General features: G+C 48.2%; 14 protein-coding genes. 8 read left to right on the forward strand and 6 right to left on the reverse strand.

Features of this window, described 5'->3' with window-relative positions:
• The first annotated feature begins 124 nt into the window (after window positions 1-124).
• Window positions 125-1,273, forward strand: a complete 1,149-nt coding sequence (locus tag ACYVF1_RS30085; protein WP_461086031.1) for a glycoside hydrolase family 5 protein — start codon at window positions 125-127, stop codon at window positions 1,271-1,273.
• Window positions 1,274-1,510: 237 nt separating this feature from the next.
• The gene (locus ACYVF1_RS30090; protein WP_461086033.1) at window positions 1,511-2,671 is read left to right on the forward strand and encodes an outer membrane protein assembly factor BamB family protein; all 1,161 of its coding nucleotides are present in this window, start codon (window positions 1,511-1,513) and stop codon (window positions 2,669-2,671) included.
• 35 nt (window positions 2,672-2,706) lie between these two features.
• On the opposite strand, the gene ACYVF1_RS30095 is transcribed toward ACYVF1_RS30090, so the two are convergent.
• From ACYVF1_RS30095 to ACYVF1_RS30110, 4 genes are read right to left on the reverse strand one after another with little or no spacing between them, the layout of a single operon-like run.
• Window positions 2,707-3,006: a winged helix-turn-helix domain-containing protein gene (locus tag ACYVF1_RS30095; RefSeq protein ID WP_461086035.1), complete on the reverse strand. Its 300-nt coding sequence runs from the start codon at window positions 3,004-3,006 to the stop codon at window positions 2,707-2,709.
• Window positions 2,978-3,667 (reverse strand): hypothetical protein, encoded by a 690-nt coding sequence (locus tag ACYVF1_RS30100; protein ID WP_461086037.1) that lies wholly within the window; start codon window positions 3,665-3,667, stop codon window positions 2,978-2,980. The genes ACYVF1_RS30095 and ACYVF1_RS30100 overlap by 29 nt, the downstream gene beginning before the upstream one ends.
• Window positions 3,668-3,702: 35 nt before the next feature.
• Window positions 3,703-4,107: a diacylglycerol kinase family protein gene (locus tag ACYVF1_RS30105; RefSeq protein WP_461086039.1), complete on the reverse strand. Its 405-nt coding sequence runs from the start codon at window positions 4,105-4,107 to the stop codon at window positions 3,703-3,705.
• A 46-nt stretch (window positions 4,108-4,153) separates the two neighbouring features.
• Window positions 4,154-4,867, reverse strand: coding sequence for a DUF1361 domain-containing protein (locus tag ACYVF1_RS30110; protein WP_461086041.1), 714 nt, complete (start codon window positions 4,865-4,867; stop codon window positions 4,154-4,156).
• A gap of 286 nt (window positions 4,868-5,153) precedes the next feature.
• Between ACYVF1_RS30110 and mazG the strand changes: the two genes are divergently transcribed.
• From mazG to ACYVF1_RS30135, 5 genes are all read left to right on the forward strand, one after another.
• Window positions 5,154-5,984 (forward strand): nucleoside triphosphate pyrophosphohydrolase, encoded by an 831-nt coding sequence (gene mazG / locus ACYVF1_RS30115; RefSeq protein WP_461086311.1) that lies wholly within the window; start codon window positions 5,154-5,156, stop codon window positions 5,982-5,984.
• Window positions 5,985-6,123: 139 nt separating this feature from the next.
• Entirely contained in the window at window positions 6,124-6,885 is a 762-nt protein-coding gene (locus ACYVF1_RS30120; protein ID WP_461086043.1) for a metallophosphoesterase family protein, read from the forward strand.
• 147 nt (window positions 6,886-7,032) lie between these two features.
• The gene (locus ACYVF1_RS30125; protein WP_461086045.1) at window positions 7,033-7,368 is read left to right on the forward strand and encodes a hypothetical protein; all 336 of its coding nucleotides are present in this window, start codon (window positions 7,033-7,035) and stop codon (window positions 7,366-7,368) included.
• A gap of 5 nt (window positions 7,369-7,373) precedes the next feature.
• Entirely contained in the window at window positions 7,374-7,811 is a 438-nt protein-coding gene (locus tag ACYVF1_RS30130; RefSeq protein WP_461086047.1) for a hypothetical protein, read from the forward strand.
• 156 nt (window positions 7,812-7,967) lie between these two features.
• Window positions 7,968-11,411 (forward strand): M36 family metallopeptidase, encoded by a 3,444-nt coding sequence (locus ACYVF1_RS30135; RefSeq protein WP_461086049.1) that lies wholly within the window; start codon window positions 7,968-7,970, stop codon window positions 11,409-11,411.
• Window positions 11,412-11,505: 94 nt separating this feature from the next.
• Here ACYVF1_RS30135 and guaB read toward each other — a convergent pair whose 3' ends face one another.
• Together guaB and ACYVF1_RS30145 are read right to left on the reverse strand one after the other, a co-directional pair.
• On the reverse strand, window positions 11,506-12,978 hold the full coding sequence (guaB, locus tag ACYVF1_RS30140) for an IMP dehydrogenase (protein ID WP_461086051.1): 1,473 nt from the start codon (window positions 12,976-12,978) through the stop codon (window positions 11,506-11,508).
• Window positions 12,979-13,064: 86 nt separating this feature from the next.
• Window positions 13,065-13,460 (reverse strand): DUF2141 domain-containing protein, encoded by a 396-nt coding sequence (locus ACYVF1_RS30145; protein ID WP_461086053.1) that lies wholly within the window; start codon window positions 13,458-13,460, stop codon window positions 13,065-13,067.
• A 73-nt stretch (window positions 13,461-13,533) separates the two neighbouring features.
• On the opposite strand from ACYVF1_RS30145, the gene recJ reads away from it, so the two are divergent.
• Window positions 13,534-15,273 (forward strand): single-stranded-DNA-specific exonuclease RecJ, encoded by a 1,740-nt coding sequence (recJ, locus tag ACYVF1_RS30150; RefSeq protein WP_461086056.1) that lies wholly within the window; start codon window positions 13,534-13,536, stop codon window positions 15,271-15,273.
• The last annotated feature ends 59 nt before the right edge of the window (window positions 15,274-15,332 follow it).

The following is a 15,332-nucleotide window of genomic DNA, read 5'->3' on the forward strand; positions in this document are numbered from 1 at the left end:
TGTAGAGTTATAAAGTTGCAGAGTTGGCTGACGCACAGGTATTATTCCAGCGTCAGCCAACTCTACAACTTTATAATTCTACCATTTTTGCAGTAGATAGTCAGCATTGGTGGCTCTACGTAGCATGGAAAGACGAACGTTTATTCAGAACACCAGCTTGCTGGCGGCTGCTTTGAGTGCAACTGGCACCGACCTGCTAGCGGCCCCTCTGCAACGTAGCGTAGCAAAAAACAAGCTTCCCAAATGGAAAGGCTTTAACCTGCTCGATTTCTTTTCGCCCGACCCCGCCAACAGTCGCCCGGCCACGAAAGAAGATTACTTCAAATGGATGCAGGATTGGGGCTTCGACTTTGTACGGCTGCCGATGGCTTATCCATCGTACCTTAAATTTGATCGTAGCCGCAATATTACGCCCGAAGAGGTGTATCAGATTGATCAGCAGGCCGTTGATCGAATTGATCAGTTAGTGACGACGGCGCACAAATACAACCTGCATGTCAGCCTGAATCTGCACCGTGCCCCCGGTTACTGCGTTAATGCGGGTTTTAATGAACCCTATAACCTCTGGACTGACCAGGCCGCTCTTGATGCCTTTTGTTTTCACTGGAATATGTGGGCCAAACGATACAAGGACGTATCGTCGCAGAAAATCAGCTTCGATCTTTTGAACGAGCCGAGCCTCCGTGCCGATATGAACGACCAGCATTCGAAACGTAGCACAGTGCCTGGCGATACGTATCGAAAGGTGGCGCAGGCAGCCATGAAAGCGATACGCCAGGAAAACCCAAAGCACCTGATTATTGCGGATGGAAACGACGTAGGAAGTTCAGTCATTCCCGAACTTGCCGACCTCGACATTGCACAGAGTTGCCGGGGGTATAATCCGGGAATTATTTCACACTACAAAGCACCCTGGGCCAACAAAGATCCTGATCATTTACCCGAACCCAAATGGCCGGGGCAGGTTGGCGATAAATACCTAAGTCGGGCCATACTGGACAAATTCTATCAACCCTGGATTGATCTCGTCAATAAAGGCGTTGGTGTTCATTGTGGCGAATGCGGCTGCTGGAACAAAACGCCCCACCCTGTTTTTCTGGCCTGGTTCAGTGACGTACTCGACATTCTGACAAGCAACGGGATCGGCTTTGCGCTGTGGGAGTTTTCGGGTTCGTTCGGCGTGCTGGATTCGGGACGTACCGACGTAGCGTATGAAGATTGGCACGGCCACAAACTCGACCGCAAATTGCTGGAGCTGATTCGGAACGTGTGATGCTAAAACCGCTTTGTGAAAAGTAAGAAATTGTACTCTTCCAAGGCAGCATTCGGCTTCTTTAATGCGTTATTCTGCCACGAATTGGGCATTTGATACGTTGTTAACGTATTATTAATATGCGAATACTAAAAATCAATCAAAAGTTATAGTAATCCCTTTTTTGGTACTATAGCCTGGCTTGAGGGCAGTAGCTAATTATCGTAAATTGTCAGCATAACTCAACCCACTATGCTGATGAAAAAACGGTTTTACGAATTACTTGTGATTTTAGGGATTGCTTTAGGGGGAAGCGGGTACGTAGTAAAAGACAATCATCAGGCAGAAGGAACTGTTTACTTTAGTTCGCAGGATGGTACGTTATATGCCCTCGATGTTCGGAACGGAAAATCTAAATGGCACAATAAACTAAGTCGGGCACCCATCGATGCCGCGCCTATTGTAGCAGACGGAATCGTCATTCAGGGGGTGTCTTCCGAGTCGGCTTTGTGTGCCGTCGATGCGGCAACTGGCGCGTTACGTTGGAAATACCAGGTGGGGGCCGGGCCTGTATTTTCGCCACGCATCAGCAATAAAACGGTATTTGTGCTAAGTGACAACAAAGCCTCCTGGGACCTTACCAAACCTAATTTTACGACGCTTCACGCGATTGACCTCGGCACGGGTCAGCTGAAATGGACCTTCCGGGGGGGCGAGCAGGCGGCTGGTACGTTGGCATCAGGCAATACGTCCGAAAACTGCCCGATTGTTCATGAGGGTATTGTTTATTTCGGCGGTAACGATGGTACGTTTTATGCCCTCGACAGCCAGAATGGGGTTGTGAAATGGAAATATAAATCTGGCTTCTCGTTTCATTCCAGCCCGGTCTGGGTAAAAGGAAACGTCTATGCCGGCGACGATTATGGTAATTTGCTGGCCCTGGACGCCATGACGGGAGCATTGAAATGGAAAACGCACGATGCATTCTCGATTCATACTAACATTGTTACCGATAATAACTGCTTGTTCGTTCCCTACGATGGACCATCGGCGTTGATCGCTTATTCGTGTGAAGATGGAAAAAAACGCTGGTCGTTTACCCCAACAAGTTTTATTATAACAGCTCCTTTGTTGGTGAACGGTTTTATTTACCTCAATTCAATTGATGGCCGACTCTACGCCATTGACTCTCAGAAAGGAAGCACGGTCTGGACGAAATCGGTTTATATGCCTAACACTACGCCTACCGTGGCTGATGGTGTTATGTATGTGGGTAGCGGCAACAAGTTATGCGCACTGGCGGCCGATAGTGGAAAAGAGAAATGGGTATTTGCTGCGGCTGGTTCAGTAGCAAAAAGCGCTTGTGTGCAGACACTAGGCGGCTCCGTTTATCGCGGTTTGGGCGGCATCCATCCGTAACGTAGCTACGTAGCTGTTCACTACGTAGCGTTTCCTTACAAATTCTTGATGAATGCTTCCAGAGCGTTAAGGTGGTCGGTGAATGCCTGTTGACCAGCGGGAGTAGCCGAGTACGTAGTGTTGGGTTTTCGCCCGACAAACTGCTTTTGAATCGATACGTAGTTTAGCTCTTCCAACGCTCGTAGGTGTGTAGCCAGGTTGCCGTCGGTGAGGCCGAGCAATTCTTTCAGCGCGTTGAAACTCAGCGAGTCATTGACCATCAGAACCGACATGATGCTCAGCCGCGCTTTGCTTTCAAAAGCTTTATTAAACTGAGCCAGCAGGTCGTTCATCATGGGTTGCATTCCGTTCGTATTTATAATACATGGCCATACCGTACACGATGTGCAGTACGCCAAAACCAATGGCCCAGGTCAGTAAATTATAACCAGGGAAACAAAGCGACAGCAAGCCGAGACCCATTTCGCAATACGCCAGCGATTCTACGTCGCGAAATGTGTATTTGCTGCCATTCAGCAAAGCTAATCCATAAAAAATAAGTGTCGCCGGAAAAGCAAGCCAGATCAGTTTATAATAGAGTAAGGCCACGCAAAATGCGCCACCTGTTGCCAGCGGAACCGATAACGCCCACAGCAGCCGTTGCGACGATTTATTCCAGACGCGCAGCCCCTGCCGTTTGGCTTTCCGAACGGTGAAATACGTACCGGAAAGCAAGGCCAATGCCAGTACACCCAAAGCTACTTTTACCAGAAATTCGACTAAAGTCTGATTGCTTACGTCATCGAATCGCTTCAGTCGATCATAACTCATCGCATCATAACTCAGCGCGGTGAGCCAGTTGGTGCGCAGGCGCAGGTATACTATCAGAGCACCACCCAGCGCTACAAGTCCCGCCGATACGCCCGATAAGCCACTCAACGACAGGAATTTGGAGGAACGCTCCATCAGACTGCGGATTTCCGTCAGGGTTTGCAGGTGTTCGTGCGATTCGCGCATGATTGAGGAGTGAAAGCGTTAATGAGTGAAATGAACTAGAAAATTGATGGTTCAACCAGTGAATAAAGTGAATTTCCGGTTATGTCGAGCAATCGCCCGCCGAGGATAATCAGACCGATAATCGCAGCGGCAATGGCTACCAATAATACGGCTCCCGACGATAAATCCTTGACCGCTTTAATTTGCGGATGGATGCCCGGCGATACAAAATCGCAAAGTTTTTCGATAGCGGTATTGAACGCTTCGGCCGCCCAGACCAGTCCAAACTGGGTCAGGATGATGGCCCATTCGAGCCGACTGAGTTCCAGTATGAAGCCCGCCAGTACGACCAGAATAGCGATGAGCAGGTGCATTTTGGCGTTGTTTTCGAACCGAAACAAATCCAGAATGCCCTGCCCGGCAAATCCAAAACTGCGAATAACTTTTCGGAAATCAATCATTCCGCAAATGTACCGTTAATGATCGCATTTTACATTCAGATGAGGTTTACAACCGCGAATCCTCCTCATGTTCAACGTACCAGTAAAACGCTACGTACAAAATCACGAGCACAAACCCGTACGCCATCGTCAACTTCACACTCAGATGGTCCTGATACGCAAACGCCACAGCTTTGGTCAGGGAGGAGGGTTGCGTCAGTATGTCCCAACTGTTCCATCGGCCAAAACGCCCCAGGTAAATCCCAAATCCCGACAGAACCTGACTGCCAAGAATCAACGCCCAACTCAGCCAAGACACCATAAGTGGACGTAGCATTCGATGGACGATCAATGTCGAATATAAACCAATCAACAAACCTGTGAGGGCATATATAAAGATCGACATGGTATCGAACCAGAGCAGCGGCTGCGGAATGTGCGTGATGTGAAACAGGTCAGTGATGATGTATGGAGCGTTCGGCACAAAAGCCATCCAGAGCAGCAGTGAACCAATTAATAACCAACGACTTCGAAACCACGTACCCGGCCCGCCGTTTGCTCGTAAATCACGTAGCACCAGCACAACGCCCAGGGGAAACCACGCCAGAAACAGGTTCCAGTCGAGCATGATAAAGAACCACCAGTTTCCGGTCAGCAAGCCACGTAGCGTGACTAAACTAAATCCGGCAATGGTTAGCAGGGTCAGTGCCCGTAAGCCTTTACCTGGCCGGGCGTCGCGCGGAAGCGACAGGTCTGAATAATGCGCAGAATGTGGTTGCATCTCTATTTTAAAAGTACTTTGTGTAGCAAAGTAAGTAAGATAAATTCATATTTGTTAATATGGGTAGAAAAAAGTTTATAGAGCTGATAGTAATGTAGAGAAATAAGGTCATTGAAAGCATTTTTGTCTTACTAACGAAGCCGGGCCGCTGGAGCGAAAGCATCCCAAAATCGCTACGTATTACTTTCCACTTTTTCCCTTCGCCAATTCCTCAGTTTTCGCTAGTTTTACCCAAACGCAAACGGTACGTCAGGGAAGTTCTTTGACGTACCGAGTTATGAAATCAATGAAGGAATTTCAGGATATGCCCCTCCGCCGTCAGCAGCAACTGATGGCTTTTGATCGACTGCTGACTATTATGGATGAATTACGCGAACAGTGCCCCTGGGATCGTAAACAAACCATGGACAGCCTCCGTCACCTTACCATCGAAGAAACGTACGAACTTTCTGACGCCATTCTGGAAAAAAATAACCCTGAAATCTGCAAAGAACTCGGTGATATTCAGTTACATCTGGTTTTCTACGCCAAAATAGCTTCGGAAGCCCCCGCTGAGTCTCCCGATCATTTCGACGTAGCCGACGTGTTGAATCGGGTTTGCGACAAGCTTATTAGCCGCCATCCACATATTTATGGCGACGCTGTGGCCGAAACTGAGGAACAGGTAAAAGCCAACTGGGAGCAACTCAAACTGAAAGAAGGAAACAAATCGGTGCTGGGTGGTGTACCGGGTTCGTTACCAGCACTCGTCAAAGCCATGCGTATTCAGGAGAAGGCACGCGGGGCGGGTTTCGACTGGGACGAAAAGGAACAGGTTTGGGAGAAAGTGGAAGAAGAAATGCAGGAGTTTAAAGAAGAATTCAACGTATCGTCCAGCCAAACCATCGACGTACAGCGTGCTGAAGGGGAGTTCGGCGATTTATTGTTCTCACTAGTTAACTACGCTCGTTTTATCGATATAAATCCTGAAACGGCCCTGGAACGTACCAACAAAAAATTTATCAAACGCTTTCAGTATCTGGAAGAACAGGCGCGCGCCAATGGCAAGTCACTGAGCGAAATGACGTTGGCGGAGATGGACGTGTACTGGAACGAAGCCAAATCAGAATCATTCTGAACCGGGATTTTAACAGGATTAAAAAGATTTTCAGGATTTGGCTTACTACGCCACCTTTAACAACGTAACCAAATCTTGAAAATCTTTTTAATCTTATTAAAATCCTGGTCCAGAAACTAGTTCAGAAACCTTTTAGACTATGCGAATTGCCTTTATCACCGATATGCATCTGGAGGCCGAAGGGGTAAAACCAGCGGGCGTCGATGTACGTCAGAACTTCCTGGATGCCCTGGCTTACCTAACCGAGTTGAAACCCAATTGCGTGGTCATTGGTGGCGATTTCTGCAATAAAGAGGGCGATATAGCGATTTATCAATGGGTAGTAAATGAGCTCGAAAAACTCCCAATGCCCTATTTCGTGATTCCCGGGAATCACGATGATTCGACAATGATGGCCGAGGTATTTAAGCTAACGCATAACCTGAACCAGTCCGAACTTTATTACGCGCTTCCTATGGAGGGTCGCCCTGCGTTATTCCTGGATTCTGGTAAAGGCGTCTTTTCGGAGGAGCAATGGAACTGGCTGGAAGACTATATAAAAGCATTACGAGATACAAACGTAATTGTATTTATGCATCATCCGCCAATACAGGCCGATGTTCAGTTTATGGATGACAAGTACCCATTCCAGCAGAGTGAACGGTTTCTGGAACTGGTACGTGAATTACCCTGTCACGTAACGGTAGTTTGTGGACATTATCATGTCGAAAAAGTGGTTCAGCGTGGTAATCTGGTGGTTTTACTTTCACCATCTACCTTCTATCAGATGAAGCAGGATATGTCAGAGTTTGCCGTTGATAACTACCGAATTGGCATCCGCGAACTCGACCTTACCCTGCACGGCACTATCAGTACAGTTCACTATCTGGAGCCTTCTGTCGAACGTATCAGTGCTACGTAGTTTTACGCTTTTTTTCGTGGAGAAGGTATTGATACTCAATAAAAATTGAGCAATACTACGTCGGTCAGATTCCGCAGTTCTGCGCTAAAAAGGCTGCGTTGATTCATCGAATTTTGAGAAGTTTTCACCCTAAATCAACTTCTCAAGATGGAAGCAACAAAAAACACGAAAGGCAGCGAATTCCACGTCCTGCTCAGTGGAATGAAACTCCCCGCCCAACTCGAGCGTAAAATTGCGGCTGGTATTCAGTCGGTGGTTTCGTCGGCGCTGGCCGGTTATCCAAATCCCGATGATCCTGATGGCAACGATGGTCCGGCTGGTGGGGGAGGGGCATTCCCCGGAGGAGGTGGGCCACACGTAGTAATTCCGCCGAGTCGCTGGAAAGGTTACTGGATTAAAGTGCTCGATAGAGACTTTAAGGTCAGTCTTGATCAGATAAAGGTTCAGGAAGAATTGTTACAAAAGGGTATTCAGGGATTCTGATCGACATGCTAACCCCAAATACTACTCTTTGCCCAAGCGCACGCGCCGAAGAAGGCGCGTTGCTGCTGGGTGTTGTTGGGCCCGATCAGTCGGTAAGCATGTTGGAAGAACCTGAATTGCTTACTCCCGAACTAACCGAAGTCGTTACGTCGATTGACGCTCCGGAGCGACAGTTTCGGTTTGCCAATCGGTGCGTAAAATCAGGTTGCAACCAATGGCGCGAAGGACGCTGCGGTGTCATTGATCTGGTGATGGCGTTCAACCAACACTTATCGGAACCAACTGCATTGCCCTTTTGTGCCATTCGTGCGCAGTGCCGGTGGCACAAACAGGTCGGCCCTACGGCTTGTTCGGCGTGTCCATTTATTATAACTGACTCAACCCAGACCGATGAAGAACGGCTGGACTATATTCAATCTCATACGCTGACGATTGCTGAGTGAATTGAAAGTCAATGATTAAACAAGTTTTAAGACATACGTAACGACCGATATTTTTCTTGTAATCAACGTAAGAATTCTGGTTAGATTATTGAATATCAACAGTTGCTGGGGTATTTTTACAGAATTGAGTTTACGTAACCTTCCCCATAAATAACCATGCTTTACATTTATCGGATTCAACGTAGTGCACTACGTTTTGGCTCCTATTTAGTAGCCTTGATGTTGTGCAACGTTGCTGCTTACGCCCAAACCGAGGTAGAAGCAGCTCGTCAATACGTCGCAGCTAACGTGCAGCAACAGCAGTTAACCCCACTCGATATCGAAGGGCTGCTTGTGTCCAGCGCTTACAAATCGCCCTCTACAGGTTGGTATCATGTTTACTTCAATCAGGCGTATCAGGCAGTTGAAGTCTATAACCGAATGATGAACGTAGTACTGACGGAAAAGCAGGTTTCGTACGCCAATCACAATTTCATTTCAGGTATCGGTACTATTGCGAAAACGGGTAACATCAGAAGCACGATTTCGCCAGTGACGGCTTTGCAGAAAGCCGTTGCCAACGTAGGGTTGACCAGTACCAATCTATTTCCGATTCAGGTGTTGGCAACCAACAAATTAGCCGACGGTACGTTGACAAAAGCAGTTTATTCGCTGCCTGAACTTTCAGGCGAAAAGATAAATGTGAAAATGTACTGGCTTCCGGTTGGTACGGAGGTGAAAAAAAAGAAAACCATTGATAAACTGGCGCTTACCTGGCAAATTCGGTTCCTGACCAAAGACAACCAGCATGGCTGGAATATCCACGTTGATGCTACGTCGGGAGAAATTCTGCAGAAAACGGATGCTGTTATTCATTGTAATTTCGGTACCCCCAGTCATTTAGCGGCCCCTCACGAATGCGCCGGTGTTACTCAGCCCGATGGTGCTCAATACTTCGGTATCCAAAAGAAATCGGGTGCATTTACGGCGAACGGCTATACCGTTTTTGATTATCCAATCGAAAGCCCCTCTTTCGGTTCTCGTACCGAATCCGTAAATCCTTATACCCGGTTTGCTCCGTTCAATATTGGCCCAGGCCCTACCAATGGCTGGCACAGCGACGGCGTAAACACCTATACGACCACGCGTGGCAATAATGTCTACGCACAGGAAGACGTCAACCACGATAATCAGCCGGGAGCCAGCCCACAGTCGGCAACTTTAGATTTTAACTATCCATATACATTTGGCTTGAATACGGCAGCCGGTAATCAGAATGCCGCCATTACCAACCTGTTTTACTGGAATAACCTGATACATGATGTACTCTATAAATTTGGCTTCGATGAGCCAAGTGGTAATTTTCAGAATACCAATATTCAGGGCCAAGGTGGCGTAGGCAACGATTATGTAATTGCTGATGCGCAGGACGGCACGGGAACTAACAACGCTAACTTTTTCACGGATGATGATGGTATTAAAGGCCGCATGCAGATGTATCTGTGGAACACTTCATCGACGTATCAGCCCGATGGTGATTTTGATAATGGTATCATTTCGCACGAATACGGGCATGGCTGGTCGACCCGATTAACTGGTGGACCGGCTAATTCGGCATGTCTGGACAATGCCGAGCAGGGGGGCGAAGGCTGGAGTGATTTCCTCGCCCTGATGCTGACGACCAATTGGGGAACACTGACTCCAACGCTCGCTAGTGCCAACATCCCGCGTGGTGTAGGTACGTATGCCCTCGGCCAACCAACGAACGGTGTAGGTATTCGTTTGTATCCGTATTCCTACGATATGGATAACGTAAATGGCGCCGTTACTTACGCCAAAGTGGGCGATACAGGTTTCGCGATTCCGCATGGTATCGGTTCCATCTGGGCAACTATGCTCTGGGATATGGCCTGGGAAATCATTATGCAGGATAACTACATTGAACCAAATATATACACCACACCCGGCAGCGTAACGGCCATGCGGGGGAATATTGCTGCGTTGAAACTGGTCAACGAAGGGCTGCGGCTGCAACCCTGTAGTCCCAGCTTTGTGCAGGCGCGGGATGCCATTCTGCAGGCCGACCAGATGTTATTTGGAGGGCGGTATCACTGTGCCATTGGCCGTGCTTTTGCCCGACGTGGATTAGGAGCGGGGGCTTCTACCGGCGTGTCGTCCGACGACCGTGCAGTTACCGAAAGCTTTGCTCCTATCGATGGTCCTTCCTTGAGCTCACCCATAACAGCCACAATCTGTACCAACACTCCACTGACGTATAACGCTACGTCTACGAGTGCCAATACAACAATGAGTTGGGTACGAATGGCTGTTACAGGTATTAGTAACGCAAGTGCCGCCAGCGGGTCAGCTGCAATTAATGAGATACTTATTAATACCACTACGTCTCCGATTGTTGTGCGATATGTATTTACATTAACATCCCCTTCTGCGCAGTGTGCTACTCAGCAAACGCTTCGCGTAACGGTCTATCCGAGTATTATTCCCGTCGTTGGTTCCTATTCGGTTTGTCAGGATGCTACCGTAACTTCGGGTGAAGGACTAGTTGTCCCTGCGCAGATAGCCAGCGTAGTAAACGGAGTACTGACAACGAGTTCACCTACTTACGTTCGGGCCGCCGGTAATAACGTAACTACCTATAACGCTGGAAAGACTGTTTATTATCAATCGTTTACGTTCGTAGCTACTACTACTGGCTCACAAACGTTCGAAATTACAGCAAGTACACTGGCCGACGAAGATTCTTATTTGTCACTCTATCAGAATTCGTTTAACCCAGCCAGCCCGGCCACCAATTTTTTACGTGGTGACGATGACAGCGGTGTGGATTACCTGTCGGAGTTAACGCATTCGCTGACGGCCGGTACAACCTACATTCTGGTGGTCGGTACGTATGAGACGGGTGTAACAGGCGGCTTTACGTTGCAGGCAAATGACCAAGGCTTTCAACTGGGTACGCCTAACTGGTTCGCTACGTCTTCGGGCGGATCTGCACTATTTTCAGGTATGGTTTTCAATCCGGTAGGAGTTTCAAATTCTGGAATCCCCAATACTGCTACGCCCGGAACAACTACGTTCTACGTATCGAGTCCAAACCAGAGCGTATGCCGCACGGCTACTACGTTCACTGTACTTGGCACCGCATCGCCAGTGGTTTCCAGTACCAACGTAGTTATTTCGTTGGGAGGCTCTACTACGTTGAATGCAACGGGCTGTTCGGATGCCGGAGCCGTATTGAAATGGTATCGGACCGCTGATAACGTAGAGGTGAGTATGCCTATTTCGCCCACCACTACGACCCAGTATTATGCTCGTTGTCAACGGACGGCCAGTTCGGGAGTTTGTCTGAGTACGGCTAGTCAGAATGTTACGGTGACGGTTATAAATATGACTGCTTTCAGCTCGGCTCAGTCGGGTAACTGGAACGTACCGACAACCTGGGATTGCAACTGTGTTCCTAATGGTACGTTGCCGGTTCAGATTATGAGCTCGCACGTAGTAACTGTTCCCACCGCCTATACCGGCCAGGCAAAAAAACTGAAATTCCTTGGTACGGGTAAAGTCCGTCTGGAAGGAACTGGGAAAGTGAGTGTTGTGAATTAAATAAGCTTTTACGTCAAAAGTCGCTAGCCAATAATCGTCAGTAGCTTGTTCTCTGACGATTATTGGCTAGCGACTTTTGACGTAAAATAACTTGTTAACGCGACGAATAATTCGGCGCTTCTTTCTGAATCTGGATGTCGTGCGGATGGCTCTCGCGTGATCCTGCGGTGGTGATTTTGACAAATTTAGCCTGTTGCAACGCCGGAATATCGATGGCTCCACAATAGCCCATCCCCGCTTTCAGACCGCCAACCATCTGATACACAATCTCGGAAACTTTGCCTTTGAAAGGTACCCGACCAACGATTCCTTCCGGTACGAGTTTCTTGATGTCGTCTTCGGCATCCTGAAAATAGCGGTCTTTCGAACCATCTTCCATAGCCTCAACGGAACCCATTCCCCGGTACGTCTTAAACCGACGACCTTCATAAAGCACTACTTCACCGGGTGCTTCTTCAGTACCAGCCAGTAACGAACCGATCATTACGGTGCTAGCGCCACCGGCCAAAGCTTTGGTTATATCGCCCGAAAAACGAATACCTCCGTCGGCAATCACCGGTACGCCTGTTCCCTGCAACGCTTTGGCCGATTCATAAACGGCCGTTAATTGCGGCATTCCGATACCGGCAATAATACGTGTAGTACAGATACTACCTGGTCCTACGCCAACTTTCACCGCGTCGGCACCGGCGTCGGCCAGGGCTTTAGCGCCTTCGCCAGTTGCTACGTTGCCCGCAATAACCTGAAGTTTAGGAAATTGCTCTTTAATGCCACGTACTGCGTCTAGTACGCCTTTGGAATGACCATGCGCAGTATCTACACTGATTACGTCGACACCGGCTTTGACCAGTGCTTCGATACGACGGGTAAGATCGTGTGTTACGCCTACGGCAGCGCCAACACGCAGCCGGCCAAGCTCGTCTTTACAGGCGTTCGGATGGCTCTTCTTTTTGAGAATATCCTTGTACGTAATCAGCCCAACGAGGTGGTAATTGTCATCAACGATGGGAAGTTTTTCGATGCGGTATTGTTGCAGAATACTCTCCGCTTCTTCAAGCGTAAGCCCTTGTCGCGCCGTCACGAGTTTATCCTTCGTCATGATATCCGTAACGGGCTTTGAAAGATCGTTCTGAAAACGTAAATCTCTGTTAGTGAGAATACCAACGAGTTTGCCGCCTTCATCGACTACAGGGATGCCGCCAATTTTAGCATCGCGCATGATTTTGTGTGCATCCCCCAACGTCGCGGTTTCCAGTAACGTAATTGGGTCGATGATCATGCCACTTTCTGAGCGTTTTACTTTGCGAACCTGATCGGCCTGCGCTTCAACGCTCATGTTTTTGTGGATAATACCAATGCCGCCTTCCTGCGCCATAGCAATAGCCAGTGCCGATTCGGTAACGGTATCCATCGCGGCCGAAATCAGTGGAATGTTAAGCTGAATGTTGCGGGTAAGCTGGGTGACGGTCTTTGTATCGCGGGGGAGGACTTCCGAATAAGCCGGAAGAAGCAGTACGTCGTCGTAAGTAAGAGCCTCGTAGAGAAATTTGCTGGTATCTAAGCTCATGAGCAAATAGCAGGTTGTGTTATTTGCCGGGTAAAATTACAAAAAAATTCTGAATCGAAGAATTTCTGAACTGGGATTTAGCAGATTCAAAACTTCTTCAGGGCAATCTGTATCGTTTTGGCTTCATTGCCAACCTTAAATTCGCAGTCGCTGAATTTGGGTGCCGACATTTTGGGGCGGAAATTATTGCTGAAGCCATACGGCTCTTTCGGAATTCCGAACATTTTTTTGTCCATTTTGCCATTGCCGTTTTCGTCGTGAAAAATAGCTACGGCATAAGTACCTGGCTCCACAGAAAAGCTTGCTTTAACCGTTGAACTCTCGGCATTTACTTTTTTTCCTTCCATTGGTTTTCCGGTTGGAAACTCATTTCCAGGGCGAAACAAGGCTACAAAAACGGTTCCTTTTAGCGGTTGGACGTTTTGAATTTCAACGATTAAGTTGGTTTTTTTTGGTAACGTTACGGAGACGAAGGCAGTCATACACAAGCTGACTACAAAAAGGAGATAGCGCATTACGTAGCGATTTTATAAAAACCGATTTAATTTTACAATTATGATAGCCCAGCCTCCCCCGCCCACAAAACGATGGATAAAGAAATCGCTCCCCAGTTCGACAGAGCAACAAGCGGCTATCGACTCTTTAACTCAATCACTGGGGATTAGTTCAGCGCTGGCCGCATTGCTGGTGCAGCGGGAGATTCATACCTTCGACGAAGCCCGTACTTTTTTTCGACCCGAAATGGGGCATCTGCATGACCCGTTCGCTATGAAAGATATGGATCGGGCAATTATGCGCTTGCAACTGGCAATGTTGCCCGGACGACAGGAAAAAATCCTGATTTACGGCGATTATGATGTCGATGGAACTACGTCGGTGGCGCTGGTTTACAGCTTTCTGAAGAACTACCATTCGGCCATCGATTACTACATTCCGGATCGCTACAAAGAAGGGTACGGGATTTCAAAGCAAGGTATTTTATGGGCGGCCGAAAATGGGTTCACACTCATTATTGCCCTCGACTGCGGAATTAAATCCATCGAACGTGTTGCCGAGGCAAAAGTATTAGGCGTCGACTTTATTATTTGTGATCACCATCGACCCGGTTCTGAATTGCCCGATGCGGCCGCCGTTCTTGACCCCAAACGTGAGGATTGCGCCTATCCATATAAAGAATTAAGTGGGTGTGGAGTAGGTTTCAAACTGCTTCAGGCCTTTTGCCTGCGCGCCAGTATTCCGCTGGAAAACCTATATCCGAGTCTTGATTTAGTGGCTGTCAGCATTGCGTCGGACATTGTGCCGCTGACGGGCGAGAATCGGGTTATGGCGTATTATGGCTTAAAATATCTTAACACGGCACCACGTACCGGCCTGAAAGCGTTAATCAAAGTAGCAGGCTTTCAGCGCGAACTGGATATCACTAATCTGGTATTTGGCCTGGGACCACGAATTAATGCCGCCGGACGGATTCAACACGCGAAAGATGCTGTGCAGTTACTGCTGGCTGAATTGGAAGAGGAAGCTGATGCGTTTGCTATGGCAATTAACAAGCACAACAATAGCCGACGCGAATTCGATAGCAGCATGACCGAGCAGGCGCTGGCCATGATTCGCGAAAGTGAAACCATGCTAAATGCCAAAAGCACCGTGTTGTTTGATGCTACGTGGCATAAAGGGGTTATTGGTATTGTGGCGTCCCGATGCATCGAGCATTTCCACCGCCCAACGATTATCCTGACCCAGTCGAATGATAAAGCAGCTGGCTCGGCTCGCTCAGTGCCGGGTTTCGATGTATACGAAGCCATTGAGGAGTGTGCCGAATTACTGGAGCAGTTCGGTGGTCATACATTCGCAGCGGGTATGACTATGCCAGTCAATAATATCGACGCGTTCCGGCTGAAGTTTGAGGAAGTGGTCTCGCGTAAGATAAAAGAGGAACATCTGACGCCAGTTATTAACATCGATCTCCCGCTTGATTTCAGCGAGATTACCGATAAGCTCGTCAGAATCGTGAAACAGATGGGTCCTTTTGGCCCGCACAATATGCAACCTGTGTTCATGACCGAAGACGTCTATCTGGTCGATGAGCCGGTTATAATGAAAGAAAAGCACTTGAAAATCAGTGTTCGGCAGCAGCGCACGGGACATACATTAACAGCGGTCGGATTCGGGTTGGCTCACCTGGCCCGGCAACTTCGAAAGAGCGAACCGTTTGCCATCTGTTACCAGGTCGAGCAGAATTTTTTCAACGGTAACGTACTGCTCCAGCTGATGCTGAAGGATATTAAAGTTTAGTCATTGGTCTTGAGTCGGCAGGTATTCCCTCATGACTGACGACTCATGACTCATGATTT

Source organism: Spirosoma flavus (assembly GCF_054778555.1).

Coding starts and splice junctions, on each gene's coding strand:
- ACYVF1_RS30085 (WP_461086031.1), top strand. CDS start 125: ATGGAAAGACGAACGTTTATTCAGAACACCAGCTTGCTGGCGGCTGCT.
- ACYVF1_RS30090 (WP_461086033.1), top strand. CDS start 1,511: ATGAAAAAACGGTTTTACGAATTACTTGTGATTTTAGGGATTGCTTTA.
- ACYVF1_RS30095 (WP_461086035.1), bottom strand. CDS start 3,006: ATGATGAACGACCTGCTGGCTCAGTTTAATAAAGCTTTTGAAAGCAAA.
- ACYVF1_RS30100 (WP_461086037.1), bottom strand. CDS start 3,667: ATGCGCGAATCGCACGAACACCTGCAAACCCTGACGGAAATCCGCAGT.
- ACYVF1_RS30105 (WP_461086039.1), bottom strand. CDS start 4,107: ATGATTGATTTCCGAAAAGTTATTCGCAGTTTTGGATTTGCCGGGCAG.
- ACYVF1_RS30110 (WP_461086041.1), bottom strand. CDS start 4,867: ATGCAACCACATTCTGCGCATTATTCAGACCTGTCGCTTCCGCGCGAC.
- mazG (WP_461086311.1), top strand. CDS start 5,154: ATGAAGGAATTTCAGGATATGCCCCTCCGCCGTCAGCAGCAACTGATG.
- ACYVF1_RS30120 (WP_461086043.1), top strand. CDS start 6,124: ATGCGAATTGCCTTTATCACCGATATGCATCTGGAGGCCGAAGGGGTA.
- ACYVF1_RS30125 (WP_461086045.1), top strand. CDS start 7,033: ATGGAAGCAACAAAAAACACGAAAGGCAGCGAATTCCACGTCCTGCTC.
- ACYVF1_RS30130 (WP_461086047.1), top strand. CDS start 7,374: ATGCTAACCCCAAATACTACTCTTTGCCCAAGCGCACGCGCCGAAGAA.
- ACYVF1_RS30135 (WP_461086049.1), top strand. CDS start 7,968: ATGCTTTACATTTATCGGATTCAACGTAGTGCACTACGTTTTGGCTCC.
- guaB (WP_461086051.1), bottom strand. CDS start 12,978: ATGAGCTTAGATACCAGCAAATTTCTCTACGAGGCTCTTACTTACGAC.
- ACYVF1_RS30145 (WP_461086053.1), bottom strand. CDS start 13,460: ATGACTGCCTTCGTCTCCGTAACGTTACCAAAAAAAACCAACTTAATC.
- recJ (WP_461086056.1), top strand. CDS start 13,534: ATGATAGCCCAGCCTCCCCCGCCCACAAAACGATGGATAAAGAAATCG.